Here is a 24,323-nt window from a genome sequence, read left to right as displayed (position 1 = left end):
TCCGACGGGTCGCCCCAACGAGGCCGATCGCCCCGTCGGAGCCGACGCACGAAGCGAGCGGGCAGAGGCCGTTCACGTCAGCCTGCCCGCGCGGCGTTCGCCGCCCGCACCGCCTGCACCGCGCGCAGGATCGACTCGCCGGTGGCCGGCGCGTCGAGCGGCGGGTTCACGCGATAGTCGCCGACCGCGGCAATCGCATCGCGCACCGCGAAGAACACCGAGAACGGCAGCAGCAGCGGCGGCTCGCCGACGGCCTTCGAGCGGTGGATGCTGTCCTCGACGTTGCGGTTCTGGAACAGCCGCACGTTGAACTCGGGCGGCGTGTCGTTCACGGTCGGGATCTTGTAGGTGGACGGCGCGTGCGTCATCAGCTTGCCGCCCTTGTTCCACCACAGCTCCTCGGTCGTCAGCCAGCCCATCCCCTGGATGAACGCGCCTTCGACCTGGCCGATGTCGAGCGCCGGGTTCAGCGACGCGCCCACGTCGTGCAGCGCATCGACGCGCAGCGTGCGCATCTCGCCCGTCAGCGTGTCGATCACGACTTCCGACACCGCCGCGCCGTACGAGTAGTAGTAGAACGGCCGGCCCTGCAGCTTCGATTGATCCCAGTGCAGCTTCGGCGTCGCGTAGAAGCCGTCGGACCACAGCTGCACGCGCGCGAGGTATGCCTTCGCGACCACTTCGCCGAACGGCACGCCATGGCCGCCGACCCACACGACGTCGTTGCCGAACGTCACGTCGGCCGCCTCGACCTTGCCGTCGCCGAACTGCTTCGCCGCGAATGCCGCGAGCCGCTCGCGCAACTGGCGCGCCGCGTCCTGCGCGGCCTTGCCGTTCAGGTCCGAGCCCGTCGACGCGGCCGTCGCGGACGTGTTCGCGACCTTGCTCGTGTCGGTCGCCGTCACGCGGACCCGGCCGAAGCGGATGCCGAGCTCGTGCGCGACCACCTGCGCGACCTTCGTGTTGAGCCCCTGCCCCATCTCCGTGCCGCCGTGGTTCACGAGCACCGAGCCGTCGGTGTAGATGTGCACGAGCGCGCCGGCCTGGTTGAAGTGCGTGACGTTGAACGCGATGCCGAACTTCACCGGCGTGAGCGCGATGCCTTTCTTCAGCACCGTGTTGCGTGCGTTGAATGCACGCACGCCCGCGCGCCGCGCGCGGTAGTCGCTCGTCGCCTCGAGTTCGCCGAGCAGCTCCTGCAGCACGTTGTCCTCGATCGTCTGCCCGTACGGCGTCACGTTGCGTTCGGTCTTGCCGTACAGGTTCGCGTAGCGCACGTCGAGCGGATCGCGGCCCAGCGAACGCGCGATGTCGTCGAGGATGTATTCGATCGCGAACGCGCCCTGCGGGCCGCCGAAGCCGCGGAACGCGGTGTTCGACTGCGTGTTGGTCCTGCCGCAGTAGCCGGCGATGTCGACGTCGCCGAGCCAGTACGCGTTGTCGAAATGGCACACGGCGCGCGTCATCACCGGGCCGGACAGGTCGGCCGAGAAGCCGCAGCGCGACGTCATGTCGAGCGCGACGCCGTCGATGCGGCCGGCGTCGTCGTAGCCGACGTCGAAGCGGTAATGGAAGTCGTGCCGCTTGCCGGTGATCATCATGTCGTCGTCGCGGTCCGGACGCAGCTTCACCGGGCACAGCAGCTTCCATGCGGCGAGCGCCGCGCAGCATGCGAACAGGCCCGACTGCGATTCCTTGCCGCCGAACCCGCCGCCCATCCGGCGGCATTCGACCAGCACGTTGTGCGACGCGACGCCGAGCACGTGCGCGACGAGGTGCTGCATCTCGCTCGGGTGCTGCGTCGAGCAGTACACGTGCATGCCGTCGTCGTCCTTCGGCACCGCGTATGCGATCTGTCCTTCGAGGTAGAACTGCTCCTGCCCGCCGAGCAGCATCTCGCCCGACTCGCGGTGCGGCGCGGCGGCGAGCCGCGCGGCCGCGTCGCCGCGCGCGAGCTTCAGCGGCGGGATCACGTAGGATTCGGCCGCGCGCGCTTCCTGCGCGGTCAGGATCGCGGGCAGCTCCTCGTACTCGACCTGCGCGCGGCGCGCGGCAAGCCGCGCGGTTTCATGCGACGTCGCGACGACGATGAACATCGGCTGGCCGACGAACTGCACGACGCCCTTCGCGAGCACCGGATCGTCGTGGATGATCGGGCCGCAATCGTTGACGCCCGGGATGTCGTCGGCCGTGAATACCGCGACCACGCCCGGCGTCGCACGCACCGCGTCGAAGTTCATCGACACGATCTTCGCGTGCGGCTTCGCCGACAACCCGAGCGCCGCGTGCAGCGTGCCCGCGACGACCGGAATGTCGTCGGTGTAGGTGGCGCGCCCGCTCACGTGCAGGTGGGCCGATTCGTGGGCGCGCGAGACGTGCACCTGCGCGGCGTCGGCCTGCGGGTCGAGGGTGCTCAGGAACGGTTCTGCTTGCTGGTTCATGTTCGGTGTTCTCCGTCGTCAGACGCGCGCCGCGTCGTCGGCCACTTCGGCGCCTGCTTCGGCGGCCACTTCGCGCACGTTCAGCGCCTGCGGCGGCAGCGGGTCGTGCGCACGCGTCTCCAGCCAGAAGCGATAGATCAGGTTCTTCGCGGTATCGAGGCGATACGCGCTCGTCGCGCGCATGTCGGACAGCGGCTGGTAGTCGCGCTCGAGCGCCTGCATCGCCGCCTGCGCGGTGGCTTCGTGCCACTGCGCGCCGTCGAGCACGGCTTCCGTGTGGGTCGCGCGCTTCGGCGTCGCGGCCATCCCGCCGAACGCGATGCGCGGCTCGCGGATCGTGTCGCCGTCCGCGATGAACGCGAACGCCGCGCACACGGCCGAGATGTCCGAGTCGAAGCGCTTCGACAGCTTGTACGTGCGGAACCGCAGCTTGTCGCGCGCGCCGGTGCGGGTCGGCACTTTCAGGCCGACGACGAATTCGTGCGGCGCCATGTCCTTTTGCTGGTAGCCCGTGTAGAGCGCCTCGAGCGGCAGCTCTCGCACCGTGTCGCCGCCACGCAGCACGACGCGCGCGCCGAGCGCGATCAGGCCCGGCATCGAATCGCCGATCGGCGAGCCGTTCGCGACGTTGCCGCCCATCGTGCCCGCGTTGCGGATCGGCAGCGACGCGAAGCGCTTCCACATCTCGGTCAGCTCCGGATACGTGCCGGCCAGCGCCGCATAGGCCTTCTCGACCGTCACGCCCGCGCCGATCCCGATCCAGTCGTCGCCGTGAACGATCTGCTGCAGCTCGGCGATCTGGCCGACGTAGATCAGGTCGTCGAGGCGGCGCATCTGCTTGGTCACCCACAGGCCGATGTCGGTGCTGCCGGCGAGAATGCGCGCATCGGGACGCTCGGCCTTCAGCGCGGCCAGCGCGTCGAGCGTGCGCGGCGCCGCGAAGCGCGCGCCGTCGATCGTCGTGTAGTCGAACGTGTCGTCGCGCCTGAGCGACGCGAGCGTGCGGGCCAGCGCGGCCGTGTCGACGGGCGCGGCGGGCGCCGGTGCGCCTTCGCCGGTCGCACCTTCGCCGGCCGCGTCGAACATCCGCACCGCCGCATCGACGATCGGGCGATACCCGGTACAGCGGCACAGGTTGCCGGTCAGCGCATCGGCGATCTCGGTGCGCGTCGGCACGTCCTTCGCCTTCGCGCATGCACTGCCGCAGCCTTCGTGGCCATGCTTCTCGTACAGCGCCCACATCGACATCACGAAGCCGGGCGTGCAGAACCCGCATTGCGAACCGTGGCAATCGACCATCGCCTGCTGCACCGGATGCAGCGTGCCGTCCGGCCGGCGCAGGTCCTCGACCGTGAGCAGCGCCTTGCCGTCGAGCGTCGGCAGGAACTGGATGCATGCGTTGACGGCCTTGAACTCGACCGCGCCGGCGTCGGTCAGCTCGCCGACGACGACCGTGCACGCGCCGCAGTCGCCTTCCGCGCAGCCTTCCTTGGTGCCGGTGCAATGCGCATCCTCGCGCAGATATTGCAGCACGGTGCGGGTCACGTCCGCGCCGCTGACTTCGCGGATCGCGTGACGATGGTAGAAGCGAATCGGCTCACTCATGTCTCGGTGTTTCTTCAAATTGGGGGCAAGGCGGCCTGCGCGGAGCGCTCGACCGACGTTTTTCCGACAGTTTGCACGCTATCACCGTCAAATTCCGCAACCCATAGCCCATCACGCATGCGGCTCATATAACTGCCGCGATATGCGCGCACGGCGGGCCCGGGCCCTTGCCGCGCGGGGCGCTTCGCCCGCTCCCGGCCGCCGACCATCGCCCTCTTCCTGAATAGGGGCGCAGTTAACTAAACGGTACCTGCGGGAAAACCGGTTCCATGGGAAAATCCCGATTCCCTTTCCCGCCGTTTTCCGTTCGTTTCGCCATTCGTTCCGACCCCATGCCATCCGATTCCGCCACACCGCCGCGCAGCGGGTTCGCGCTCACGCTGCAAATCGTGTCCGTCGTCTGCTTCACGTTCATCTGCTATCTGACCATCGGCCTGCCGCTCGCGGTGCTGCCGGGCTTCGTCCACGACGAGCTGGGCTTTTCCGCGATCGTCGCGGGCGGCGCGATCAGCGTCCAGTACTTCGCGACGCTCGCGTCGCGGCCGCTCGCCGGGCGCCTCGCCGATACGCTCGGGCCGAAGCAGACGGTGCTGCGCGGGCTGGTCGGCTGCGGTGTGTCGGGCGTGCTGCTGCTCGTCGCGCTGCTGCTCGCGCACTGGCCGGTCGCGAGCCTGGTGCTGCTGGTCGCGAGCCGGCTCGTGCTCGGCGTCGGCGAAAGCCTGTGCGGCACCGGCGCGATCCTGTGGGGCATCGGGCGGGTCGGCGTCGCGCACAACGCGAAGGTGATCTCGTGGAACGGCATCGCGACCTACGGCGCGCTCGCGCTCGGCGCGCCGGTGGGCGTCGCGATCGCGCATACGCTGAATCCGGCGCTGATCGGCGTGATCGTGATCGCGCTCGCCGCGCTCGGCTTCTACCTCGCCCGCCTGATCGCGCCGGTGCCGCTCGTGCACGGCGAACGGATGTCGTATGCGAGCGTGTTCACGCGCGTGCTGCCGCACGGCCTCGGCCTCGCGCTCGGCTCGGCCGGCTTCGGCTCGATCGCGACCTTCGTCACGCTGTACTACGCGGCGCGCCACTGGCCGAACGCCGCACTGTCGCTGACCGTATTCGGCACGCTGTTCATCGGCGCGCGCCTGCTGTTCGCGAACACGATCAAGACGTACGGCGGCTTCCGCGTCGCGATCGTGTCGTTTGCGTTTGAATGCGCGGGCCTCGTGCTGCTGTGGCTCGCGCCGGTGCCGCACGTCGCGCTGGTCGGCGCGGCGCTGACGGGCTTCGGCTTCGCGCTGATCTTCCCGGCGCTCGGCGTCGAGGCCGTCGCGCTCGTGCCGGCCGCGAGCCGCGGCGCGGCGCTGTCCGCGTATTCGGTGTTCCTCGACCTGTCGCTCGGCATCACCGGCCCGCTCGCCGGCTATGTCGCGGGCGCGTTCGGCTATCCGCAGGTGTTCCTGTTCGCGGCGGTGGCCGCCGCGGCAGGCGTCGCGCTGTCGATGATGCTGTACCAGCGGCAGGCGCGGGTGGCGGGGAGCGGTGCGGCGGCGTGAGCGTGTCGTGCGCGATGCGGTTCAACGCGGCTCAACGCAGCAACACGTTGAAGTCCCGCAATACGTGAACCGCGTGGGGATGGCGCCGAAACGGAACGGCGTTCTTGAGCGAGAGTTTGGGTCCGGCACGATCGAAGAGCACGAGTGCCTCCGACGTATTGAGATGCCGGGACATGTATAGAAAGCCGTCGACCCGGCGGTGATGTCGGTGGACGGCAAGCGACCATTGCTGCGGAATGTCGTACGGCGCGATGGTCGACAACGCACCATCGCCGCCCAGGTTTTTTGACGGCAACCCATGCAGGACGGCCACGGTCAGCGGCGCGCCATCGAACGACAGGTTCCCCCGGCGCCGTCAGCAAACGGGCCGCCTAGCGCTCGGCGAACGCCGTGGCGGCGCGCTCGACTTCGTCCACCTTCCCGCGCGACAGCGCGACGAGCGGCGTAACGTTGCCCAGCGACGCCTTCGGCGTCGTGAAGAACTGCCATTTGCTCCATCCCGGCAAATCGCCCAGACATTGCGTCACCCTGCCCAACGTCTTCCGATCGATATCTCCCGTCAGGTAGAAGGCCGGATAGTACTGTGCGGCGCCGACATCGACCGTGAAGATCCGGCCGGACGCCACGGCCTTGCTGAGCGCCTGCCGCGTCATGCCGAGGCCGGCCCATGTCTGCGCGGCGGGCAGCAGCTTGCCGTCGGCGACCAGCATGCGCCGTTCCGCCTGCACCTGCCGCTCCAGATCGGCGGCGACGCCCGCCGCCCGCTTCTTCCCGCCGGTCGGCTTCCTGTCGCGCGTCGCGGCAGCGGCGATGCCGAACGTGATCGTGCCGGCCAGATCGATGACCTGCGCGATGCCGGCCTTGAACAGATGCCCCAATTGCTCGTCGGACAGGCTGAGCAGCGCCCGCGCGCGATCGGGGCCGAGCATGGTCGCGGCGCCGACAGCGCTGCGCAGCGCTTCCTCCGCCTCGACATCAAGAACGACGGCCGTCCCTTCCAGCGTATGCGCTCGCGCAATCATCATCACCTCCCGTCACGTCCGGAATGATCGAGCGTAGCCCTGAATCGAAACCAAGTCAACCGTGTCAACCAAATGGGCCGTTCGCCGGTTGCGTCGATCATGTGTTCGCGCAACCGCGAACTTCTCATGCCGTCCGCAGAAACAACCTCCGCGCGAGGTCGAATGCGACGAGATTGCCGGCCACCACGAGCAGCAGCCCGACCACCGCCAGCGGCGACCACTGGTAACCCTCGAACACCGTCGACACGGCCAGCGCGACGATCGGGAACAGCACCGTGCAGTACGCGGCGCGCTCCGGCCCGATCCGGCCGACGAGCGTGAGGTATGCGGTGAAGCCGATCACCGAGCCCGGCACGGCCAGGTACACGAGCGCGCCGAGATAGCGCGGGCTCATGTCGAGCGTGAACGGCATTCCGGCCGCGGCGCTGCCGACGGTCAGGATCGCCGCGCCGATCAGCATCGCCCAGCCGTTGGTCGCGAGCGGGTGCAGCCCCATCGACTGCATCCGGCTCGACAGCAGGTTGCCCGCCGAGAAGCACATCGTGCCGGCGAACGCGATCGCGAGCCCCGCCCAGGTCGCGTGGTCGTCGAGATGGCCGGCCATCTGCTGCCAGAACAGGCACGCGATGCCGGTCAGCCCGAGCAGCGCGCCGGCGATCGCCGACGGCCGCAGCGGGCGGCCCATGAACAGCCGGCCGTTGATCGAGTTCAGCAGCGGCGCGGTCGAGAAGATCACCGCGACGAGTCCGCTCGGCACGACCTGCTCCGCGTAGTAGAAGCACAGGAAATTCAGGCAGAACAGCGCGAAGCCCTGCGCGACGAGAAAGCGCCACGCTTCGCGCGGCGGCCGCACCGGGCGGCGCATCACGCGCAGCAGCGCGAACAGCACGGCGGCCGCGAGCCAGAAGCGCCACGCAATAGACACGGGCGGCGGCACCGAGCCGAGCTGCCATTTGATCGCGATCCAGGTGGTACCCCAGATCAGCACGGTGACGAAATAAAGCGACAGGTTCATGGCGGCAATCCGGACAATCGGGTGAATCGGGATCCCGACTATGCCGCCGCACGACGCGTGCCGATTGTCCGGAATTGCGGTCTTTTTCGGCGCGCCGCACGCGGCGCCGCGCGCCCGCTTATACTCGGCGCATCATGAGTCTCTCCCTCTGCGCCCCGCCCATCGACCGCGCCGCCGCCCTGGCCGGCGGCGATCTGCCGTTCGGCCTGCAGTCGGTGTGCCGCACGCTCGCCGACGCGAACGCGACGCTCGAGCGCTTCGCGTGGCTCGGCGACCATCTCGCGATCGCCGAATGGACGCGAATCACCGACGAAAGCGAGACGGTCTACGAGCAGCCCGGCCACCACACGCTGTCGTGCTACCTCGACGGCGGCTACCGGACCGAGCGCCAGCGCGTGCCGCGCTACGGCGCGCCGAGCCTGCTGTGTGCGTTGCCGGGCGATCACGAATCACGCTGGTGGGTGCGCGGCGAAATGCATTTCGTCCACTTGTATTTCCTGCCCGAGCACTTCACGCAGCGCGCGATCCGCGAGCTCGATCGCGAGCCACGCGAGCTGAAGCTCGCCGATCGCACCTATTTCGAGGATGCGCGCGTCGCCGCGCTGCTGCGCTCGCTCGCGCTGGACGGCTGGGACGATGCCGACGAGCGGCTGCGCGTGAACGAGACCGCGCACGAAGTACTGAGCCTGCTGCTGCGCGGGCAGAGCACGATGCGCACCGACACGTCGTTCCGCGGCGGGCTCGCGCCGGCCGTGCGCCGCCGCGTGCGCGACTACATCGACACGTACCTGACGCAGCCGCTGACGCTCGGCGAACTCGCGGAGGTCGCCGCGCTGTCCGAATATCACTTCTCGCGGATGTTCCGGCTGTCGTTCGGCCGCGCGCCGCACGCGTGGGTGGCCGAGCAACGGCTCGCCCGGGCCCGCGAGCTGCTGCGCACGACCGCGCTGCCGCTCGCGCAGATCGCGGCCGACTGCGGCTACGCGAACGCCGGCCACTTCAGCCATCGCTTTCGCGACGCGCACGGCACGACGCCGAATACGTACCGGCGCGCGATGCAGCGCCGCTGAGCGCGGCCCCGTGCCGCGCCTCCCGGCTTACGCGCCGCGCCGCGACAGTTCCTGTTCGAGCGCCGCGACGCCGGCCGGCAGGTCGACCGGCACCTTCAGGTCGACCATCGTGCGGCCGAACGCATGCAGCGTGCGGAACAGGTTGTGTTCGCGGCACTGCTCGCCCATCTGGCCGATCCGCACGATCGGCAACCCGAACGAACCGGAGATCTCGACCTGGTACTGCTTCGAGATATGGCCGCACACCATCCCGGGCGTGAGCCCTTCCGGCGTCTCGATCCCGACCACCGAATTGAGCCGGCAGTCCTTCGGCGCATACAGCTTGAGCCCCATCGATTCGACGCCCGCCTGCAGCGCCAGCGAGCAGCGCAGGTGGCGCGCGAAGCGGCTCTCGAGCGTCTCCGCGCACACGAGCCGTAGTGCCTCGTGCAGCGCGAGCACGCCCGACACGGGCGCCGTGTAGTGATAGCCGGCGTTGTGCCAGAAGTTCTCCGCGAGCGCCATGTCGAGGCACCAGTGCGCATTCGGCTCGGGACGGTGCTTCATGCGTTCCCACGCGGCATCGGAGAACGCGATCAGCGACACGCCCGGGATCGACGACAGCCCCTTCTGGCCGCCGGTGATCACCGCGTCGATGCCCCACGCGTCCATCTCGAGCGGCATCGTCGACAGCGTGCATACCGCATCGACGACGACCAGCGCGCCGGCCGCCTTCGCGAGCGCGGCGATGTCGCGCAGGTCGCGATTCCACACGGTGTTCGACGTCTCGCCCTGCACGATCGTGACGATCTCGGGCCGCTCGCGCGCGATCGCGTCGGCGATCTCGTCGAGGCTCGCGACCGCGCGGTCGGCCACTTCGAGCGTCGCGACGTCGGCGCCGACCCGCGTGGCCATCTCGGCCATCCGCGCGCTGAAGAACCCGTTGCGGATCGACAGCACGCGCGTGCCGCGCCACGCGAGGTTCGAGATCGCCATTTCCATCGCGGCCGAGCCGGGGCCCGCGACGCCGAGCACCCATTTCGTGCGGGTCTGGAACACGTAGCGCGCCATCTCCTTCACCTGCTCGATGATCTTCGCCATCGTCGCGCCGAGGTGATTGATCACGATCGTGTTCGCCTTGGCGACGGCGGCCGGGATCGGGACCGGGCCGGCCCCCATCATCAGCAGCGGTTCTTCGGGCAGGATCGCGTCGAGCGGCACGACGACGGGACAGGGAATCGGCGAATGATCGATGGACATGGCTGGAAAAAGTGAGGAAAGGAAGTGCACGAACGCCCGCGGGACGGCGCCCGTATGCACGGCGCCCGTAAGCACGGCGCCCGCACGCGCCCGTTGCACGCGCCCGTTGCACGCGCAGCGAACTGAACGATCATTCCGTGTTCCGCCGCCTTGCGCAAGAGGCACCCCCGTTCGGACAGCACGACGGTGGCCCGGTCGCCGGACCGGGCCAGCCGGCCGCGCACCGCTCGCGCGACGGCCGTCCGGATTGAAAAGGGGCGTGCGAGCCGGTCGAGAAACGGTTCCATTCGCGTTCCGCGGGCGCGATTTTCTCCGCCAATATCGAGACTATTCGTCGAAACTGACAGTTCAGCCCCCCATTGGCGGACCGTACGAATACACCGGTTACCTGATACAAATCGCGGAGCGAATTCGATACACAAAATCCGAACGTGGAAAAAACATCCATTACGGTTGCATGTATTGGGGAACGACTCCGAAAGGCGCTGCCACGGCGTGCTCACATTTCACACAACCCGTTGATTGAATGGGAAATATTCTCCAAACCGACGAATCCACCAATACCGCACTGGTTTTACCCCGTACGCTCTTGCTGCACCGCAGCATTAAACCATTACTCGCGATTTCGATTTTACGCAACCCGCCCGTTTTCGCAGGTTGACGGATATCGGTTCTTTATTGAACAATCGTCTGCGGAATCGAAATTCCATTTTCGATACGAGGGAGCGCTAGGGGCCGCGCGATGCGCTTTCGGCGTTGCGCGGCGATAAATCACAACCAAAATCAATCAACCGGGCCAGAAATACGCAAGCCATGAACCAGATTCAGACCATGCGTGTATTCGTCTGCGTCGCCGAGCAGCAAAGCTTCCGGCGCGCGGCGCACCATCTCGGCGTGTCCAATGCGCTCGTCACGCGTTCCATCGCGATGCTCGAGGGCCATCTGAACACCCGGCTGATCCATCGCACCACGCGCAACCTGTCGCTCACCGAGGCCGGCGTGCGCTACCTCGACGGTTGCCGCGCGCTGCTCGAGGAATTCGACCACCTCGAATCGTCCGTCGCGCATGCCGTGCGCGAACCGGCCGGCACGCTGCGCGTCGTCGCGTCGGGGCTGCTGTCGCCGCTCGCGCTGACGCCGCTCGTCAGCAGCTTCCGGCACCGCTATCCCGAGCTGCGGGTGCAGCTGACCGTCGCCGAAGGGCCGCTCGACGTGCTCGATTCAGGCTATGACGTCGGCATCGTCACGGGCACCCGGCTCGACGGCAACCCGTCGCTGATCGGCCACACCCTTGCGCCGAACCCGTTCGTCGCGTGCGCGGCGCCCGCCTATCTCGACCGCCGCGGCGAGCCGCGCGTGCCCGACGACCTGCCGGGCCACGACTGGGTCACGCTCGCGCCGCACCAGCACGCGCCGACGTGGCAACTGGTCGGCCACGACGGCGTCGTCCATTCGGTCACGGTACGCCCGGCCTGCACGGTCAACCAGCTCGCGCTCGTCCAGGCGGCGGCGGTGGCCGGCGCCGGCATCGCGGTGCTGCCCGAGCCGTGCGTCGCCGACGCGCTCAACCACGGCACGCTCGTGCGGCTGATGGCCGGCTACCGGATCGACGATCCCGACGCGCAATTGTCGCTCGTCTATCCGAACCGCCAGTACGTGCCGGCCCGCACGCGCAGCTTCGTCGAGCACGCGCTCGAGCACTTCGGCGCGCCGTCCGGCCGCGAGCGGACCGACTACGGCTTCCTGCGGCCGGTGCGCGGCCCCGACCGCTCCGACATCGTCACGGGCCTGCAGTAAACTGCGCGCGTCAGCCCTCGGAGGTGCAGCGTGCGCGTGATCCTGTTCAGCAGCCGGCAGTACGACGACGATTCGTTTACCGCCGCCAACCGGCAGTTCGGCTATCGGCTGCACTTCCAGCCGTCGCACCTCGACGCGGAAACCGCGATCCTCGCGCACGGCTATGACGTCGTCTGCCCGTTCGTCAACGACACCGTCGACGCGGCCGTGCTCGAACGGCTCGCCGACGGCGGCACGCGGCTGATCGCGCTGCGCTCGGCGGGCTTCAACCATGTCGACCTGGCCGCCGCCGAACGGCTCGGCGTCACGGTCGTGCGCGTGCCCGCGTATTCGCCGCACGCGGTCGCCGAGCATGCGGTCGCGCTGATCCTCGCGCTCAACCGCCGCCTGCCGCGCGCCGTCGCCCGCACCCGCGAAGGCGACTTCTCGCTGAACGGCCTGCTCGGCTTCGACCTGCACGGCAAGACCGTCGGCGTGATCGGCACCGGCATCATCGGCAGCGTGTTCGCGAAGATCATGATGGGCTTCGGGATGCACGTGCTCGCGCACTCGGTGCCGCCGTACAACGACGAACTGATCGCGTTCGGCGCGCGCTACGTCGAGCTCGACGAGCTGCTGCATCGCGCCGACGTCGTCAGCCTGCATTGCCCGCTGCTGCCGTCGACCCACCACCTGATCAACGAACGGACGCTCGCGCGGATGAAGCATGGCGCGATGCTGATCAACACCGGGCGCGGCGGGCTCGTCGACGCGCAGGCGCTGGTCGACGCGCTCAAGAGCGGCCAGCTCGGTCATCTCGGGCTCGACGTGTACGAGGAGGAAAGCGGGCTCTTCTTCGAGGATCACTCCGACCTGCCGCTGCAGGACGACGTGCTCGCGCGCCTGCTGACGTTCCCGAACGTGATCGTCACGTCGCACCAGGCGTTCTTCACGCGCGAGGCGCTGGCCGAGATCGCGCACACGACGCTGCTGAACATCGAGGCGTGGCATGCGGGCGCGCCGCGGAACGTCGTGACGGCAAACCGCTGAGAAACCACGAAAAACGGCCCGTTTGACGGCCGGCAGCGCATTCGCAATCGTTTGCTTGTGCCGGTTGCCGCACACTGCACTCGCCATCATCCACAATTACGCGCATTGTTTCAGGTGACGTAACGATTCCCGCGCGCGCCGTCTGCTATCGTTGCGTCGACGTCATCCCTGCCTTTGCCGCTCATGCGTTTCGACGATTCCGACATCGCCGCCGTCTACCGTGCCATCTTCGAACGGCGCGACATGCGCCATTTCACGCCGGCGCCCGTCGATCCGGCCGTGCTCGCGCGCCTGCTGCGCGCGGCGCACCACGCACCGAGCGTCGGCTTCATGCAGCCGTGGCGCTTCATCCGCATCACCGATCCCGCATTGCGCACGTCGGTCCACGCACTGGTCGAGGCCGAGCGCCGCGCGACCGCCGACGCGCTCGGCGAACGCCAGGACGAATTCATGCGGCTGAAGGTCGAAGGCGTGCGCGAATGCGGCGAGTTGCTGATCGTCGCGCTCGCCGACGGCCGCGAGCGCCACGTGTTCGGCCGCCGCACGCTGCCGGAGATGGACCTGGCGTCCGCCGCGTGCGCGATCCAGAACATGTGGCTCGCGGCGCGCGCGGAAGGGCTCGGGATGGGCTGGGTGTCGTTGTTCGACGTCGATGCGCTGCGCACGCTGCTGCGGATGCCCGACGGCGCGAAGCCGATCGCCGTGTTGTGCGTCGGGCACGTCGATGCGTTCTATGCGAAGCCGATGCTGGAACAAGAACGCTGGGCCGCGCGGATGCCGATCGAAGCCTGCCTGTTCGAGAACGGCTGGGACGATCCGGCGGCGACCGACGGGGCCGGATCGGCTGCGTCGTCAATAGAGACTGAAATGAAAGAAACGTCGGACACGATGCCCGGTGGATTGTCCGAACCCATCGCCTGATCCACGGTCGGGCAACCGCCGTCGCTCGCGACCGAATCGCCGAAAATCCCACAATATGAACTTCCCGCTTGCCGCCCCGTCGCACGCCGGCAACATCCATTTTGACCCCAAACATAAGGGTTTTCACTGAAGTAGAATCGCGGCTGACGTTCGCCTCACCGACCGCCCGCCCCGCGTCTCCCGCGCTTGGGCTCGAGCGGCCTCTTTCCCGAGCCTACCGCGATGCCCCTGCCTCTTTTCGCCCTTGCCGTCGCCGCATTTGGAATCGGTACCACCGAATTCGTGATCATGGGGCTGCTGCCCAATGTCGCGCGCGATCTCGGCGTGTCGATCCCGGCCGCCGGGATGCTCGTGTCCGGCTACGCGTTCGGCGTGACGATCGGCGCGCCGATCCTCGCGATCGTCACCGCGAAGATGCCGCGCAAGCGCGCGCTGATGGGCCTGATCGGCCTGTTCATCGCCGGCAACCTGTTTTGCGCGATCGCGCCCGGCTATGCGGTGCTGATGGCCGCGCGCGTCGTCACCGCGTTCTGCCACGGTGCATTCTTCGGCATCGGCTCGGTGGTCGCGAGCAACCTCGTCGCGCCGAACCGCCGCGCGCAGGCGATCGCGCTGATGTTCACCGGCCTCACGCTCGCGAACGTGCTCGGCGTGCCGCTCGGCACCGCGCTCGGCCAGGCGTTCGGTTGGCGCGCGACGTTCTGGGCCGTCACCGGCATCGGCATCGCCGCGGCCGCCGCGCTCGCGGTGTGCCTGCCGAAAAACCTCGCGATGCCCGACACCAGCATCACGCGCGAATTCAGCGTGCTGAAGCACCCGCAGGTGCTGATGGTGCTCGGCATCAGCGTGCTCGCGTCCGCGAGCCTGTTCAGCGTGTTCACGTACATCACGCCGATCCTCGAGGACGTGACGGGCTTCTCGCCGCGTCAGGTCACCTACGTGCTGTTGCTGTTCGGCCTCGGCCTGACGGTCGGCGGCACGCTCGGCGGCAAGCTCGCCGACTGGCGCCGGATGCCGTCGCTGATCGCGACGCTCGCGCTGATCGGCATCGTCCTCGCGCTGTTCGCGGGCACGATGCATCTGCCGTTCGCCGCGCTCGCGACGATTTTCGTGTGGGGCATCCTCGCGTTCGCGATCGTGCCGCCGCTGCAGATCATGATCGTCGATCGCGCGAGCGACGCGCCGAACCTCGCGTCGACGCTGAACCAGGGCGCGTTCAACCTCGGCAACGCGACCGGCGCGTGGCTCGGCGGGATGGCGATCGGCTCGGGCGTATCGCTCGTGAACCTGCCGTGGGTCGGCGTCGCGATGGCCGTCGCGGCGCTCGCGCTCACGCTGTGGTCGGCGTCGCTCGAACGCCGGCCCGTAGTCGTGCCGACCGAGTACGTATGACGCAACCCTGCGGTAATCGTTGCGTGCGCAACGCCATTCAAACGTGACGGCCTTCATGGACCTTTGAAGGGCCGCGGTGTAGCATCCCGGCCGATGAAAGCCATTCTCAATCGCGATTTCCTCGCGCTGATCCTGAGCGTCGCGGTCGTCGGCCTCGGCACCGGCGCCACGCTTCCCCTCACCGCGCTCGCGCTGACCGAAGCCGGACACGGCACCAACGTCGTCGGCATGCTGACGGCCGCGCAGGCCCTCGGCGGCCTCGCGATCGTGCCGTTCGTCACCGCGCTCGCGCGGCACATCGGTGCGCGCCGCGCGATCGTCGTGTCGGTCGTGCTGCTCGCGGCCGCCACCGCGCTGATGCAGTTCACGTCGAACCTGATCCTGTGGGGCGTGCTGCGCGTGCTGTGCGGCGCCGCGCTGATGCTGCTGTTCACGATCGGCGAAGCATGGGTCAACCAGCTCGCCGACGATTCGACACGCGGCCGCGTGGTCGCGATCTATGCGACCAATTTCACGCTGTTCCAGATGGCCGGCCCCGTGCTGGTCAGCCAGATCGCCGGCGCGACGCGCATTCGCTTCGCGCTGTGCGGCGCGCTGTTCCTGCTCGCGCTGCCGACGCTCGCGACGATCCGCCGCGCGCCGCTCGCCGGCGACGACGCGCATCACGAAGCGCACGGCCGCTGGCTCGACGTGCTGCCGCGCATGCCCGCGCTGATCATCGGCACCGGCTTCTTCGCGCTGTTCGACACGCTCGCGTTGTCGCTGCTGCCGCTCTACGCGATGGATCACGGCGTCGCGAGCGCGACCGCCGTGCTGCTCGCGTCGATCATGCTGTTCGGCGATACCGCGATGCAGTTCCCGATCGGCTGGCTCGCGGACAAGCTCGGCCGCGAACGCGTACACCTCGGCGCGGGCTGGATCGTGCTGGGCGGCCTGCCGCTGCTGCCGTTCGTCATCGCCAATCCGTGGCTGTGCTGGCCGCTGCTGTTCGTGCTCGGCGCGGCGGCCGGCAGCATCTATACGCTGTCGCTCGTCGCGTGCGGCGAACGTTTCCGCGGCGCCGCGCTCGTCACCGCGAGCTCGCTCGTGTCGGCGTCGTGGAGCGCCGCGAGCTTTGGCGGGCCGCTGGTTGCCGGCGCGTTGATGGAGCAGTTGGGCAGCCATGCGCTGGTCGGCGTGCTGGTCGCCTGTGTCGCCGCGTTCGTCGCGGCCGCGTTGTGGGAACGACGCGCCGCGGTGCAACGCGCGATCTGATGCAGATTGGCGTTGGCGTTGGCGTTGGCGTTGGCGTTGGCGTTGGCGTTGGCGTTGGCGTTGGCGCGCAGCATCATGCACCGGTACGCATCGGCCCGCTCGCGCCCACTCTCCGGTAAACGGAAACGGCCCGCGCAATGCGGGCCGCCCTGTCCTTCCAGACTACGCGTGATCTACACGTGACCTGCGCGTGACGTTCCGTCGCCGCGATCCGTCACGCGCTCCGCGCCGGCAAGATCTTGCCCGCACACGTGCCGAAGCCGACGCGATAGCCGTCGCCCTGGCACCAGCCGGCGAGCGTCAGCTCGTCGCCGTCCTCGATGAACGTACGGCTGCCGCCGCCGTTCAGCGCGAGCGGCTCCTTGCCGTTCCACGTCAGTTCGAGCAGGCTGCCGAACGAGTCCTTCGTCGGTCCGCTGATCGTGCCCGAACCCATCAGGTCGCCCACGCGCGTGTTGCAGCCCGCGACCGTGTGATGCGCGAGCTGCTGCGCCATCGTCCAGTACATGTGCTTGAAGTTCGTGCGGCAGATCGACGTGGCCTCGGCCGCACCTTCGGCGCGCAGCGTCACTTCCAGCGCGATGTCGAACGCATGCTTGCCCGCATGCCGCAGATACGCGAGCGGCGGCGGCGACTGCTCGGGCTGCGCGACGCGAAACGGTTCGAGCGCGTCGAGCGTGACGATCCACGGCGAGATCGTCGTCGCGAAGCCCTTCGAATTGAATGGCCCCAGCGGCACGTACTCCCACTGCTGGATATCGCGTGCGCTCCAGTCGTTCAGCAGCACCATCCCGAAGATATGCGCTTCCGCGTCCTCGCATGCGATCGGCTCGCCGAGCGCGTTGCCGCGGCCGACGATGAAGCCCGTTTCCAGTTCGATATCGAGCTTGCGGCACGCGCCGAACACCGGACGCTCCTGGTCGGGCAGCTTCAGCTGCCCGTTCGGGCGCCGCACCGGCGTGCCGCTCACGACCACCGACGACGCGCGGCCGTTGTAGCCGATCGGCATCTCCGACCAGTTCGGCAGCAGCGCATTCTTCGGATCGCGAAACATCGAGCCGACGTTGGTCGCGTGCTCCTTCGACGAATAGAAATCGGTGTAGCCGGGAATCTCGACCGGCAGATGCAGCGTCGCGTCGCGCTGCGGCACCAGCACCTTCGCGCGCAGCGCCGCGTCGTCGCGCAGCCGTGCGTTGTCGCGCGAGAACAGGTCGGACAGTTGCACGCGCACGCTGCGCCATGCATCGCGGCCAAGCGCGATGAAATCATTCAGCGTCGGCTGCTCGAACGCGCGATCGCGCATCTCGACAAAATCCTCGGGGCTCGACAGCGGCAACGTCAGCAGCCCGGCTCGCTTCAGTTCGGCCAGGTCGACGATCTGGTCGCCAAGCGCGACGCCCGCGCGGCGCGCCGTCTGCTTCGCATCGCTGAAGATTCCGAACGGCAGGTTCTGGATCGGGAAATCGCAGGCGGGATCGTTCGCGGTATCGACCCAGCTCCTGCGAGCCGGGTCGAGCGTCGCGCGCCAGTCTTGGGTATCGCTCACTTTTGCTCCGGATTGAAGTGTTTCTTGATGCCTTGCCAGCATTCGAAGTAATCGGCCTGCAGCTGTGCGGTATCGAGCGCGTAGCGCGTCGGCCGGATCAGCGTGCGGGTTTCGAACATGAACGCCATCGTCGCGTCGACCTTGTGCGGCTTCGTCGTGTCGCTCGCGGACGCCTTCTCGAACGTGTCCGCGTCGGGCCCGTGGCCCGACATGCAGTTGTGCAGGCTCGCGCCGCCCGGCACGAAGCCTTCGGCCTTCGCGTCGTACGCGCCGTGCACGAGCCCCATGAACTCGCTCGCGACGTTGCGGTGGAACCACGGCGGGCGGAACGTATCCTCGGCCGCGAGCCAGCGCGGCGGGAAGATCACGAAGTCGATCGTATCGACGCCCGGCGTGTCGCTCTGCGCCTGCAGCACGAGGAAGATCGACGGATCGGGATGGTCGAAGCTGATCGAGCCGATCGTGTTGAACAGGCGCAGATCGTATTTGTACGGCGCGTAGTTGCCGTGCCACGCGACGACGTCGAGCGGCGAATGGCCGATGTCCGCGCGCCACAGGCGCCCGTTCAGTTTCGCGATCAGCTCGAACGCGCCTTCGCGGTCTTCGTACGCGGCCTGCGGCGTCAGGAAGTCGCGCGGGTTCGCGAGCCCGTTCGAGCCGATCGGGCCGAGATCCGGCAGGCGCAGCAGCGCGCCGAAGTTTTCGCAGATGTAGCCGCGCGCGTCGCCGTCCGGCAGCGCGACCGAAAAACGCACGCCGCGCGGGATCACCGCGATCTCGAACGGCTCGACGTCGAGCCGGCCCAATTCCGTCGCGATGAACAGGCGCCCCTGCTGCGGCACGATCAGCAGTTCACCGTCCGCGCTGTAGAAGAAGCGGTCCTGCATCGACCGGTTCGCCGCATACAGATGGATCGCGCAGCCGTTCATCGCGGCGGCCGAACCGTTGCCGGCCATCGTCACGAGGCCGTCGACGAAATCGGTCGGCTCGACCGGCATCGGCAGCGGATCCCAGCGCAACTGGTTCGGCGGCGTCGGCGGCACGTCGGCCGAATCGCCGAACTCCGACACGAGCCGCTGCGCGCCCGCATACGGCTCGAACGGCCGGTGCACGGCGGCGGGGCGAATCCGGTACAGCCACGAGCGGCGGTTGTGGCCGCGCGGTGCGGTAAACGCGGTGCCCGACAACTGCTCCGCGTACAGCCCGTACGGCGCGCGCTGCGGCGAGTTGCGGCCGTGCGGCAGCGCGCCGGGCAGCGCCTCGGTCGCGAACTCGTTCGCGAAACCGCTGAGGTAGCCGGCGGTCGCCGGTGTCGACAGGTCAAGCGTCATCGTTTCCTTTCTCCATCAATTCAGGGCGGCGTTCGGCGCCTGCGCGCCGTTGCGCCGCGACACACCGGCCAGCCCGAGGACGAATAGCGCCGAGCACAGCACGGGCACCGCGGCCGCGTGGAACAGCGCGCCGTTCGACCAGTTGAGCGCAATCAGTTGCCCGCCGACGAGCGGCCCGAGCACCGAGCCGATCCGGCCGATGCCGAGGCTCCAGCCGATGCCCGTCGAGCGCAGCGACGTCGGGTAATACTGGCCCGCGAGCGCGTTCACGGCCGGCTGTCCGCCGACCACGCAGAACCCGCCCGCGAACACGACGACCAGCAGCCACGGCAGCGCATGCGCGACCGAGCCGATCAGTCCCACCGACACGGCCGCGCACGCGAAGCACGCGAACAGCACGCGCACGAAGCCGTAACGTTCGATGAACCAGCCGAGCGACAGCGTGCCGATCACGCCGCCCGTCTGCAGCACCGTGCCGACGATCACCGCCGTGCCCGGCGAATAACCGGCATCGCGCATCACGGTCGGCAGCCAGTTCGACAGGAAGTACAGGTCGATCAGGTTCATGAAGCTGATCGACCACAGCAGCAGCGTGACCGGCAGGCGGCCATGGCGGAACAGCTCGGCGACCGGCGCGCCGCTCGCCGCGCGTTCGCGCACGACGAGCCGCGTGTTCGCATCGATGCCGGCGGCCGGCGCGAAGCGCGCGAGCCAGTCGCGCGCCTGCGCGACACGCCCTTTCAGCACCAGGAACTGCAGCGACTCCGGCAGCCGCGCGACCATCGCGATCGTCAGCACGAGCGGCACCGCGCCGCCGACGAAGAACACCGAGCGCCAGCCGAGCGCCGGAATCAGCGCCGCGCTGATGAAGCCGCCGAGCGCCGCGCCGAGCGTGAAGCCGCACGACACGATCATCATCCGCTTCACGCGATGCGCGGCCGGGCTGAATTCGCCGACCAGCGCCATCGCGTTCGGCATGATGCAGCCGAGGCCGAGGCCCGTGACGAAGCGCAGCGCCATCAGCACGGGGATCGAGCTCGCGAACGGCGTCGCGAGCATCGTCACCGAGAAGAACAGCGTCGAGCCGATCAGCACCGGACGCCGGCCGATCCGGTCGGCCAGCACCGACAGCCCGAGCGCGCCGAGCAGCATCCCGAACAGGCTCGCGCTGAACACCGGCCCGAGCGCCTGCTTCGGCACGCCCCATTCGGCGATCACGCTCGGCGCGACGTAGCCCATCGCCTGCGCATCGAAACCGTCGATCACGAGGCACAGCCCGCACAGCGCGAGCAGCATCCAGTGAAAACCCGGGCGATGGGTCTCGTCGATCACGCGCTCGACTTCGAGCACGCGCGTATCGGCCGGCGCCCCGCTCATCGCGGCACCTCGGCGGACGGATGCACGGGCGGCGTCACGCCCTGGCGCGCGAGCGCCATCGCTTCGCGCAGTACGTCGGCGTCGCCGACCTGGTTCGCGAGCAGCAGGATCAGCTTCGCGTTGACGAGCTGGCTGTCGGCGTCCGACAGGTCGCGATGCATGTCGATCAGCGCTTCGTAGAACGCGTCCGGATCGGCCAGGCGCGGGCGGGTATCGAGTGAGGGCATGACGGTGTCTCCGGTGTCTTTATCGTAGTCAGCGTGCGCAGGTCGCGCGCGCCAGTGCGTCGGCGATCGCCTGACGGTCGAGCGTGCGCGTGCGTGCGCACACGTGCTGGTCGGGACGCAGCAGGTAGAACGTGCCGGGCTGCGCGTCGTAGCGCTGCGCCGCGAGGCCGTCGACGTCCTCCACGACGTCGACGCCGGCTGCCGGCCGCGCGTGCCCGGCCGGCACGACGAGCACCGGCCGCACCGTCGGCGCGAGACCACTGACGGCCTGCGCGAGCGCTGCCGCGTCGCCCGGCAATCCGAACAGCACGCCGGTGAAGCCGCCACGCAGATGCTGCAGCAGCCAGCCCGACGCACCATGCGCACGTACCGGCGCATCGGCCGCCGCCGCGCCTGGGCGCATCGCGCATGCGAATGCGTCGCCGCCGCGGTCCGGCGTGTTCAGCGGCGAATCGGCCAGCACGGCCGGTACCGACAGGCGCCCGCTGTTCACCAGCCTGCGCGCGAATTCGCAGTCGCGCGCGAGCTTCAGCGTCGCATCGCGGAACACGCGCGACACCGCGCTCTTCGGCGTGATGAAATCGGTCGAGCGCGTCGAGTGGCGGATGTTCTCGTCCGCCGCGAACTCGCGCTCGCTCGCGTAGGTGTCGAGCAGGCGGTCGTGCGCGTGGCCGTCGAGCACCAGCTTCAGCTTCCACGCGAGATTGTCCGCGTCCTGCACGCCGCTGTTCGCGCCGCGCGCGCCGAACGGCGACACGCCGTGCGCGGAATCGCCGGCGAACAGCACGCGGCCGTGCCGGAACGTGTCCATCCGCTGGCAGCGGAACGTATAGACGCTCACCCACTCGAGCTCGAACTCGACGTCCGGCCCGAGCAGTGCGCGCACGCGCGGGATCACGCGCTCCGGCTGCTTCTCGGCGACGGGATCGGCATCCCAGCCGAGCTGGAAGTCGATGCGCCACACGTTGTCGGGCTGGCGGTGCAGCAGCACCGACTGGTTGCGATGAAACGGCGGATCGAACCAGAACCAGCGCTCGGTCGGAAACTCCGCCTTCATCTTCACGTCGGCGATCAGGAAGCGATCCTTGAACGTACGGCCGCGGCTCTCCAGGCCCATCATCGTGCGCATCGAGCTGCGCGAGCCGTCGGCCGCGATCACGTACTGCGCGTGCAGCGTCGCGACGCCGTCCGGCGTCTCGACCGTCAGCACCGCGTGTTCGGCCGACTGCGCGACGCCCGTCACCTTGTGCTTCCAGCGGATGTCGATGTTCGGCAGCTCGAACGCGCGATCGGCCAGATAGCCTTCGACGTAGTACTGCTGCAGGTTGATGAACGCGGGGCGCGCATGCCCTTCCTCGGGCAGCAGGTCGAACGCGTACAGTTGCTCGTCCTGCAGGAACACCTTGCCGACGTGCCAACTCACGCCCTTGTCGACGAAGCGCTCGCCGCAGCCGAGCCGGTCGAAGATCTCGAGCGTGCGCTTCGCGAAGCAGATCGCGCGCGAGCCCGTCGACAGCGTGTCGTCGTCGTCGAGCAGCACGATCGGCACGCCCTGCTGCGCGAGGTCGATCGCGGCCGCGAGGCCCACGGGCCCCGCGCCGACGACGATCACCGGGTGGACGGCCGCGTCGTGCGCGCGGGCGCGGTACTCGAACTTCAGCGTCTGGTAATCGATGCTCATGGTCGCCATCCGCTCCTCAATCCCGCCGCGCGCGCACCGCCGCGCCCGTCGTCGCGTCCGTCTCCTGCCGGCGCGTGTGCCCGCCTGTCCTGTCAACCGCCACGTCTCGCTCCTTGCTTCCTGTTGATTCGTGAACGGCGCCGTTTCGCGGCGCCTGCCTGCCGCATTTCTTGATCGGCGACAAATCTTTGGATTTACGAATAGTAAAACCAATTACGAATAGTGAAAACAACGTAAACCCTAATCGTTCGCTCGGAGACGGGATAACCATATGAGCGAAACGCCGAGCCGAGCGCGGCGCGCGCTGCTAATATCAAGACAACGAGGCGGCCCTATCGGCCGCCATTTTTCCTTTTCACGCCGATGATTCCGCCTACCATCCCCGAGCTGGTCGCCCGTGCCGGGCAACTGCCGTATCTGCGGGAACACCTCGCGCTTGCCGAAGGCGGCACCGCGTGCGCGAATCTGCCCGAGCGCACGCTCGCCAGTGCGTACGAGCCGATCTACGACGTGACGATGCCCGGCGCGCCGCAATCGACGTCGTTCGCCGACGCGATCGAGCGCTACGGCGACGAGCTCGGCTTCCAGGCCGTCACGCTGGTCACGGGCGCGCAGCACGATCCGGTCGACGCGGCCGTCGACGACCAGACGCTCGTCGCGATCGACCGCCTGTCGCGCGCGCTGCACGCGATCAATTTCTTCGGTGCGCAGCGTCACGGTCTGCTGTTCCTGCGCGTGCACGAGCGGCTGCTCAAGAGCGTGAAATACGACCACGGCAAGCATTTCTCGTCGGTGCTGCAGCGCTTCGGGCTGCCGCCCGAGCGGATCGTGATCGAGCTGCCGGCGGTCGCGGTCGCCCACAAGACGTTCCTCGGCTACCTGACGCGCAGCTACCAGCATCACGGCTTCAAGGTCGCGGACAAGCTGCCCGACCCGGGCCGCATCCTCGCGGTCGAATCGGACATGGCGCGCCCCGACTACATCAAGATGGATGCGGGCATCGCGCTGCGCGACGGGATGGTCAAGGCGCTCGTCGCCTATGCGCAGCGCGTGCGGATTCCGCTGATCTTCGACGGTGTGGTCGACGAGACGCAGTGCGAGCTGCTGCGCCAGCACGACGTGCGGTTCATGCAGGGGCCGGTGTTCGCGAAAGTCGTGACGGCCTGAGCGGCGCGGCGGAAGGTGCGCGCCGCGCGCGGGACGTGGCACGCTGGATGACGGCGTGTCGTGCCGCTTCGGGAGTCGGGTTGCAGGTTTCAGGTTTCAGGTTTCCGCACCCGGCGTCGCTCGACGCCGGCCGGTTTCTTGTTCTTTACGCGGAAAGGTCGGACCTGCTTGCGCGCGAGATCCACACCGGCGCGTCGGCGTGAACCAGCCGCCTATTCTTATTCTCTTCCACCGTCGTCGTACTTCGGCAGATCGTCGTCGATCTCGATGCCCGGGAAACGATCTCCGTACCAGACATGCCACGCCGGACGCAGCCGCGACGGCTCGTCGAGCGTCGCGTAATTGATCTCGACCGTCCGCGGCGCCACGGAGCGCCGGTATTCGAGCTGCGCGCCGCAGCGGCCGCAGAAACGCCGCTCGCCCCACGCGCTCGACGCATAGACGGTCGGTTCGCCCTGCAGGTATTCGAATGCGTCGATCGGCACCGATGCCGATGCGACGACCGCCGCGCCCGTCGTACGCTGGCAGAGCCGGCAGTGGCAGAAGCCGGCATCGGCCGGCAGGCCGGCGATCCGGTAGCGAATCGCGCCGCATGCGCATCCGCCTTCCATCGTTTCGGGGTGCGGCATCGCGAACCTCGTGATCGTCAGGACACAGGCGAA

20 protein-coding genes are annotated in these 24,323 nt (G+C 68.5%); 8 read left to right on the top strand and 12 right to left on the bottom strand.

The window, feature by feature from the left end; genetic code table 11:
* Positions 1-77: 77 nt before the first annotated feature.
* Both xdhB and xdhA read right to left on the bottom strand, forming a co-directional pair.
* Positions 78-2,441 (bottom strand): xanthine dehydrogenase molybdopterin binding subunit, encoded by a 2,364-nt coding sequence (gene xdhB / locus CFB52_RS03960; RefSeq protein WP_099316104.1) that lies wholly within the window; start codon positions 2,439-2,441, stop codon positions 78-80.
* 18 nt (positions 2,442-2,459) lie between these two features.
* The gene (gene xdhA, locus CFB52_RS03955) at positions 2,460-4,046 is read right to left on the bottom strand and encodes a xanthine dehydrogenase small subunit (protein ID WP_099316103.1); all 1,587 of its coding nucleotides are present in this window, start codon (positions 4,044-4,046) and stop codon (positions 2,460-2,462) included.
* Between the two features lie 332 nt (positions 4,047-4,378).
* Between xdhA and CFB52_RS03950 the strand changes: the two genes are divergently transcribed.
* Positions 4,379-5,593, top strand: coding sequence for an MFS transporter (locus CFB52_RS03950; RefSeq protein ID WP_099316102.1), 1,215 nt, complete (start codon positions 4,379-4,381; stop codon positions 5,591-5,593).
* A 31-nt stretch (positions 5,594-5,624) separates the two neighbouring features.
* Here the strand turns inward: CFB52_RS03950 and CFB52_RS03945 are convergent, their stop codons facing one another.
* From CFB52_RS03945 to CFB52_RS03935, 3 genes are all read right to left on the bottom strand, one after another.
* Positions 5,625-5,906 (bottom strand): RES domain-containing protein, encoded by a 282-nt coding sequence (locus CFB52_RS03945; protein WP_257219948.1) that lies wholly within the window; start codon positions 5,904-5,906, stop codon positions 5,625-5,627.
* Positions 5,907-5,964: 58 nt separating this feature from the next.
* On the bottom strand, positions 5,965-6,615 hold the full coding sequence (locus CFB52_RS03940) for a hypothetical protein (protein WP_089464960.1): 651 nt from the start codon (positions 6,613-6,615) through the stop codon (positions 5,965-5,967).
* Between the two features lie 124 nt (positions 6,616-6,739).
* A complete protein-coding gene (locus CFB52_RS03935) occupies positions 6,740-7,630 on the bottom strand; it encodes a DMT family transporter (protein WP_059642048.1) in 891 nt (296 codons plus the stop codon).
* 134 nt (positions 7,631-7,764) lie between these two features.
* Here CFB52_RS03935 and CFB52_RS03930 point away from each other — a divergent pair, with 134 nt between their 5' ends.
* Positions 7,765-8,700 (top strand): AraC family transcriptional regulator, encoded by a 936-nt coding sequence (locus tag CFB52_RS03930; RefSeq protein ID WP_059574236.1) that lies wholly within the window; start codon positions 7,765-7,767, stop codon positions 8,698-8,700.
* Between the two features lie 27 nt (positions 8,701-8,727).
* On the opposite strand, the gene CFB52_RS03925 is transcribed toward CFB52_RS03930, so the two are convergent.
* Positions 8,728-9,939: an alanine--glyoxylate aminotransferase family protein gene (locus tag CFB52_RS03925; RefSeq protein ID WP_059574237.1), complete on the bottom strand. Its 1,212-nt coding sequence runs from the start codon at positions 9,937-9,939 to the stop codon at positions 8,728-8,730.
* 813 nt (positions 9,940-10,752) lie between these two features.
* Between CFB52_RS03925 and CFB52_RS03915 the strand changes: the two genes are divergently transcribed.
* The 5 genes from CFB52_RS03915 to CFB52_RS03895 all read left to right on the top strand — a co-directional run bounded on the left by CFB52_RS03915 (position 10,753) and on the right by CFB52_RS03895 (position 16,332).
* Positions 10,753-11,736, top strand: a complete 984-nt coding sequence (locus tag CFB52_RS03915; protein WP_060011437.1) for a LysR family transcriptional regulator — start codon at positions 10,753-10,755, stop codon at positions 11,734-11,736.
* Between the two features lie 30 nt (positions 11,737-11,766).
* Positions 11,767-12,765: a 2-hydroxyacid dehydrogenase gene (locus tag CFB52_RS03910; protein WP_059574239.1), complete on the top strand. Its 999-nt coding sequence runs from the start codon at positions 11,767-11,769 to the stop codon at positions 12,763-12,765.
* A gap of 183 nt (positions 12,766-12,948) precedes the next feature.
* Positions 12,949-13,686 (top strand): 5,6-dimethylbenzimidazole synthase, encoded by a 738-nt coding sequence (gene bluB, locus CFB52_RS03905; RefSeq protein WP_099316100.1) that lies wholly within the window; start codon positions 12,949-12,951, stop codon positions 13,684-13,686.
* Between the two features lie 222 nt (positions 13,687-13,908).
* Complete coding sequence (locus tag CFB52_RS03900; protein ID WP_099316099.1) at positions 13,909-15,078, top strand: MFS transporter; 1,170 nt, start codon at positions 13,909-13,911, stop codon at positions 15,076-15,078.
* A 93-nt stretch (positions 15,079-15,171) separates the two neighbouring features.
* Positions 15,172-16,332 (top strand): MFS transporter, encoded by a 1,161-nt coding sequence (locus CFB52_RS03895; protein ID WP_099316098.1) that lies wholly within the window; start codon positions 15,172-15,174, stop codon positions 16,330-16,332.
* Between the two features lie 214 nt (positions 16,333-16,546).
* On the opposite strand, the gene fahA is transcribed toward CFB52_RS03895, so the two are convergent.
* The 5 genes from fahA to CFB52_RS03870 are packed head-to-tail and all read right to left on the bottom strand — an operon-like array spanning position 16,547 to position 22,503.
* Positions 16,547-17,878, bottom strand: coding sequence for a fumarylacetoacetase (fahA, locus tag CFB52_RS03890; protein WP_099316097.1), 1,332 nt, complete (start codon positions 17,876-17,878; stop codon positions 16,547-16,549).
* On the bottom strand, positions 17,875-19,209 hold the full coding sequence (gene hmgA, locus CFB52_RS03885; RefSeq protein WP_059574244.1) for a homogentisate 1,2-dioxygenase: 1,335 nt from the start codon (positions 19,207-19,209) through the stop codon (positions 17,875-17,877). The genes fahA and hmgA overlap by 4 nt, the downstream gene beginning before the upstream one ends.
* A 15-nt stretch (positions 19,210-19,224) precedes the next feature.
* Positions 19,225-20,586 (bottom strand): MFS transporter, encoded by a 1,362-nt coding sequence (locus CFB52_RS03880; RefSeq protein WP_099316096.1) that lies wholly within the window; start codon positions 20,584-20,586, stop codon positions 19,225-19,227.
* Positions 20,583-20,813, bottom strand: coding sequence for a DUF2783 domain-containing protein (locus CFB52_RS03875; protein WP_059574246.1), 231 nt, complete (start codon positions 20,811-20,813; stop codon positions 20,583-20,585). The genes CFB52_RS03880 and CFB52_RS03875 overlap by 4 nt, the downstream gene beginning before the upstream one ends.
* Positions 20,814-20,841: 28 nt before the next feature.
* Positions 20,842-22,503 carry an FAD-dependent oxidoreductase gene (locus CFB52_RS03870; protein WP_089464567.1) on the bottom strand — a complete coding sequence of 554 codons (1,662 nt, stop codon included), beginning with the start codon at positions 22,501-22,503 and terminating at the stop codon, positions 20,842-20,844.
* Between the two features lie 354 nt (positions 22,504-22,857).
* Between CFB52_RS03870 and CFB52_RS03860 the strand changes: the two genes are divergently transcribed.
* Complete coding sequence (locus tag CFB52_RS03860; protein ID WP_059574247.1) at positions 22,858-23,661, top strand: EAL domain-containing protein; 804 nt, start codon at positions 22,858-22,860, stop codon at positions 23,659-23,661.
* 218 nt (positions 23,662-23,879) lie between these two features.
* Here CFB52_RS03860 and CFB52_RS03855 read toward each other — a convergent pair whose 3' ends face one another.
* Positions 23,880-24,290, bottom strand: coding sequence for a GFA family protein (locus tag CFB52_RS03855; RefSeq protein WP_059574248.1), 411 nt, complete (start codon positions 24,288-24,290; stop codon positions 23,880-23,882).
* Between the last annotated feature and the right edge of the window lie 33 nt (positions 24,291-24,323).

The organism is Burkholderia sp. AU18528 (assembly GCF_002223215.2).
In the GTDB taxonomy this organism is placed as follows: domain Bacteria; phylum Pseudomonadota; class Gammaproteobacteria; order Burkholderiales; family Burkholderiaceae; genus Burkholderia; species Burkholderia semiarida.
This window is presented reverse-complemented; position numbering and strand designations above follow the sequence as displayed.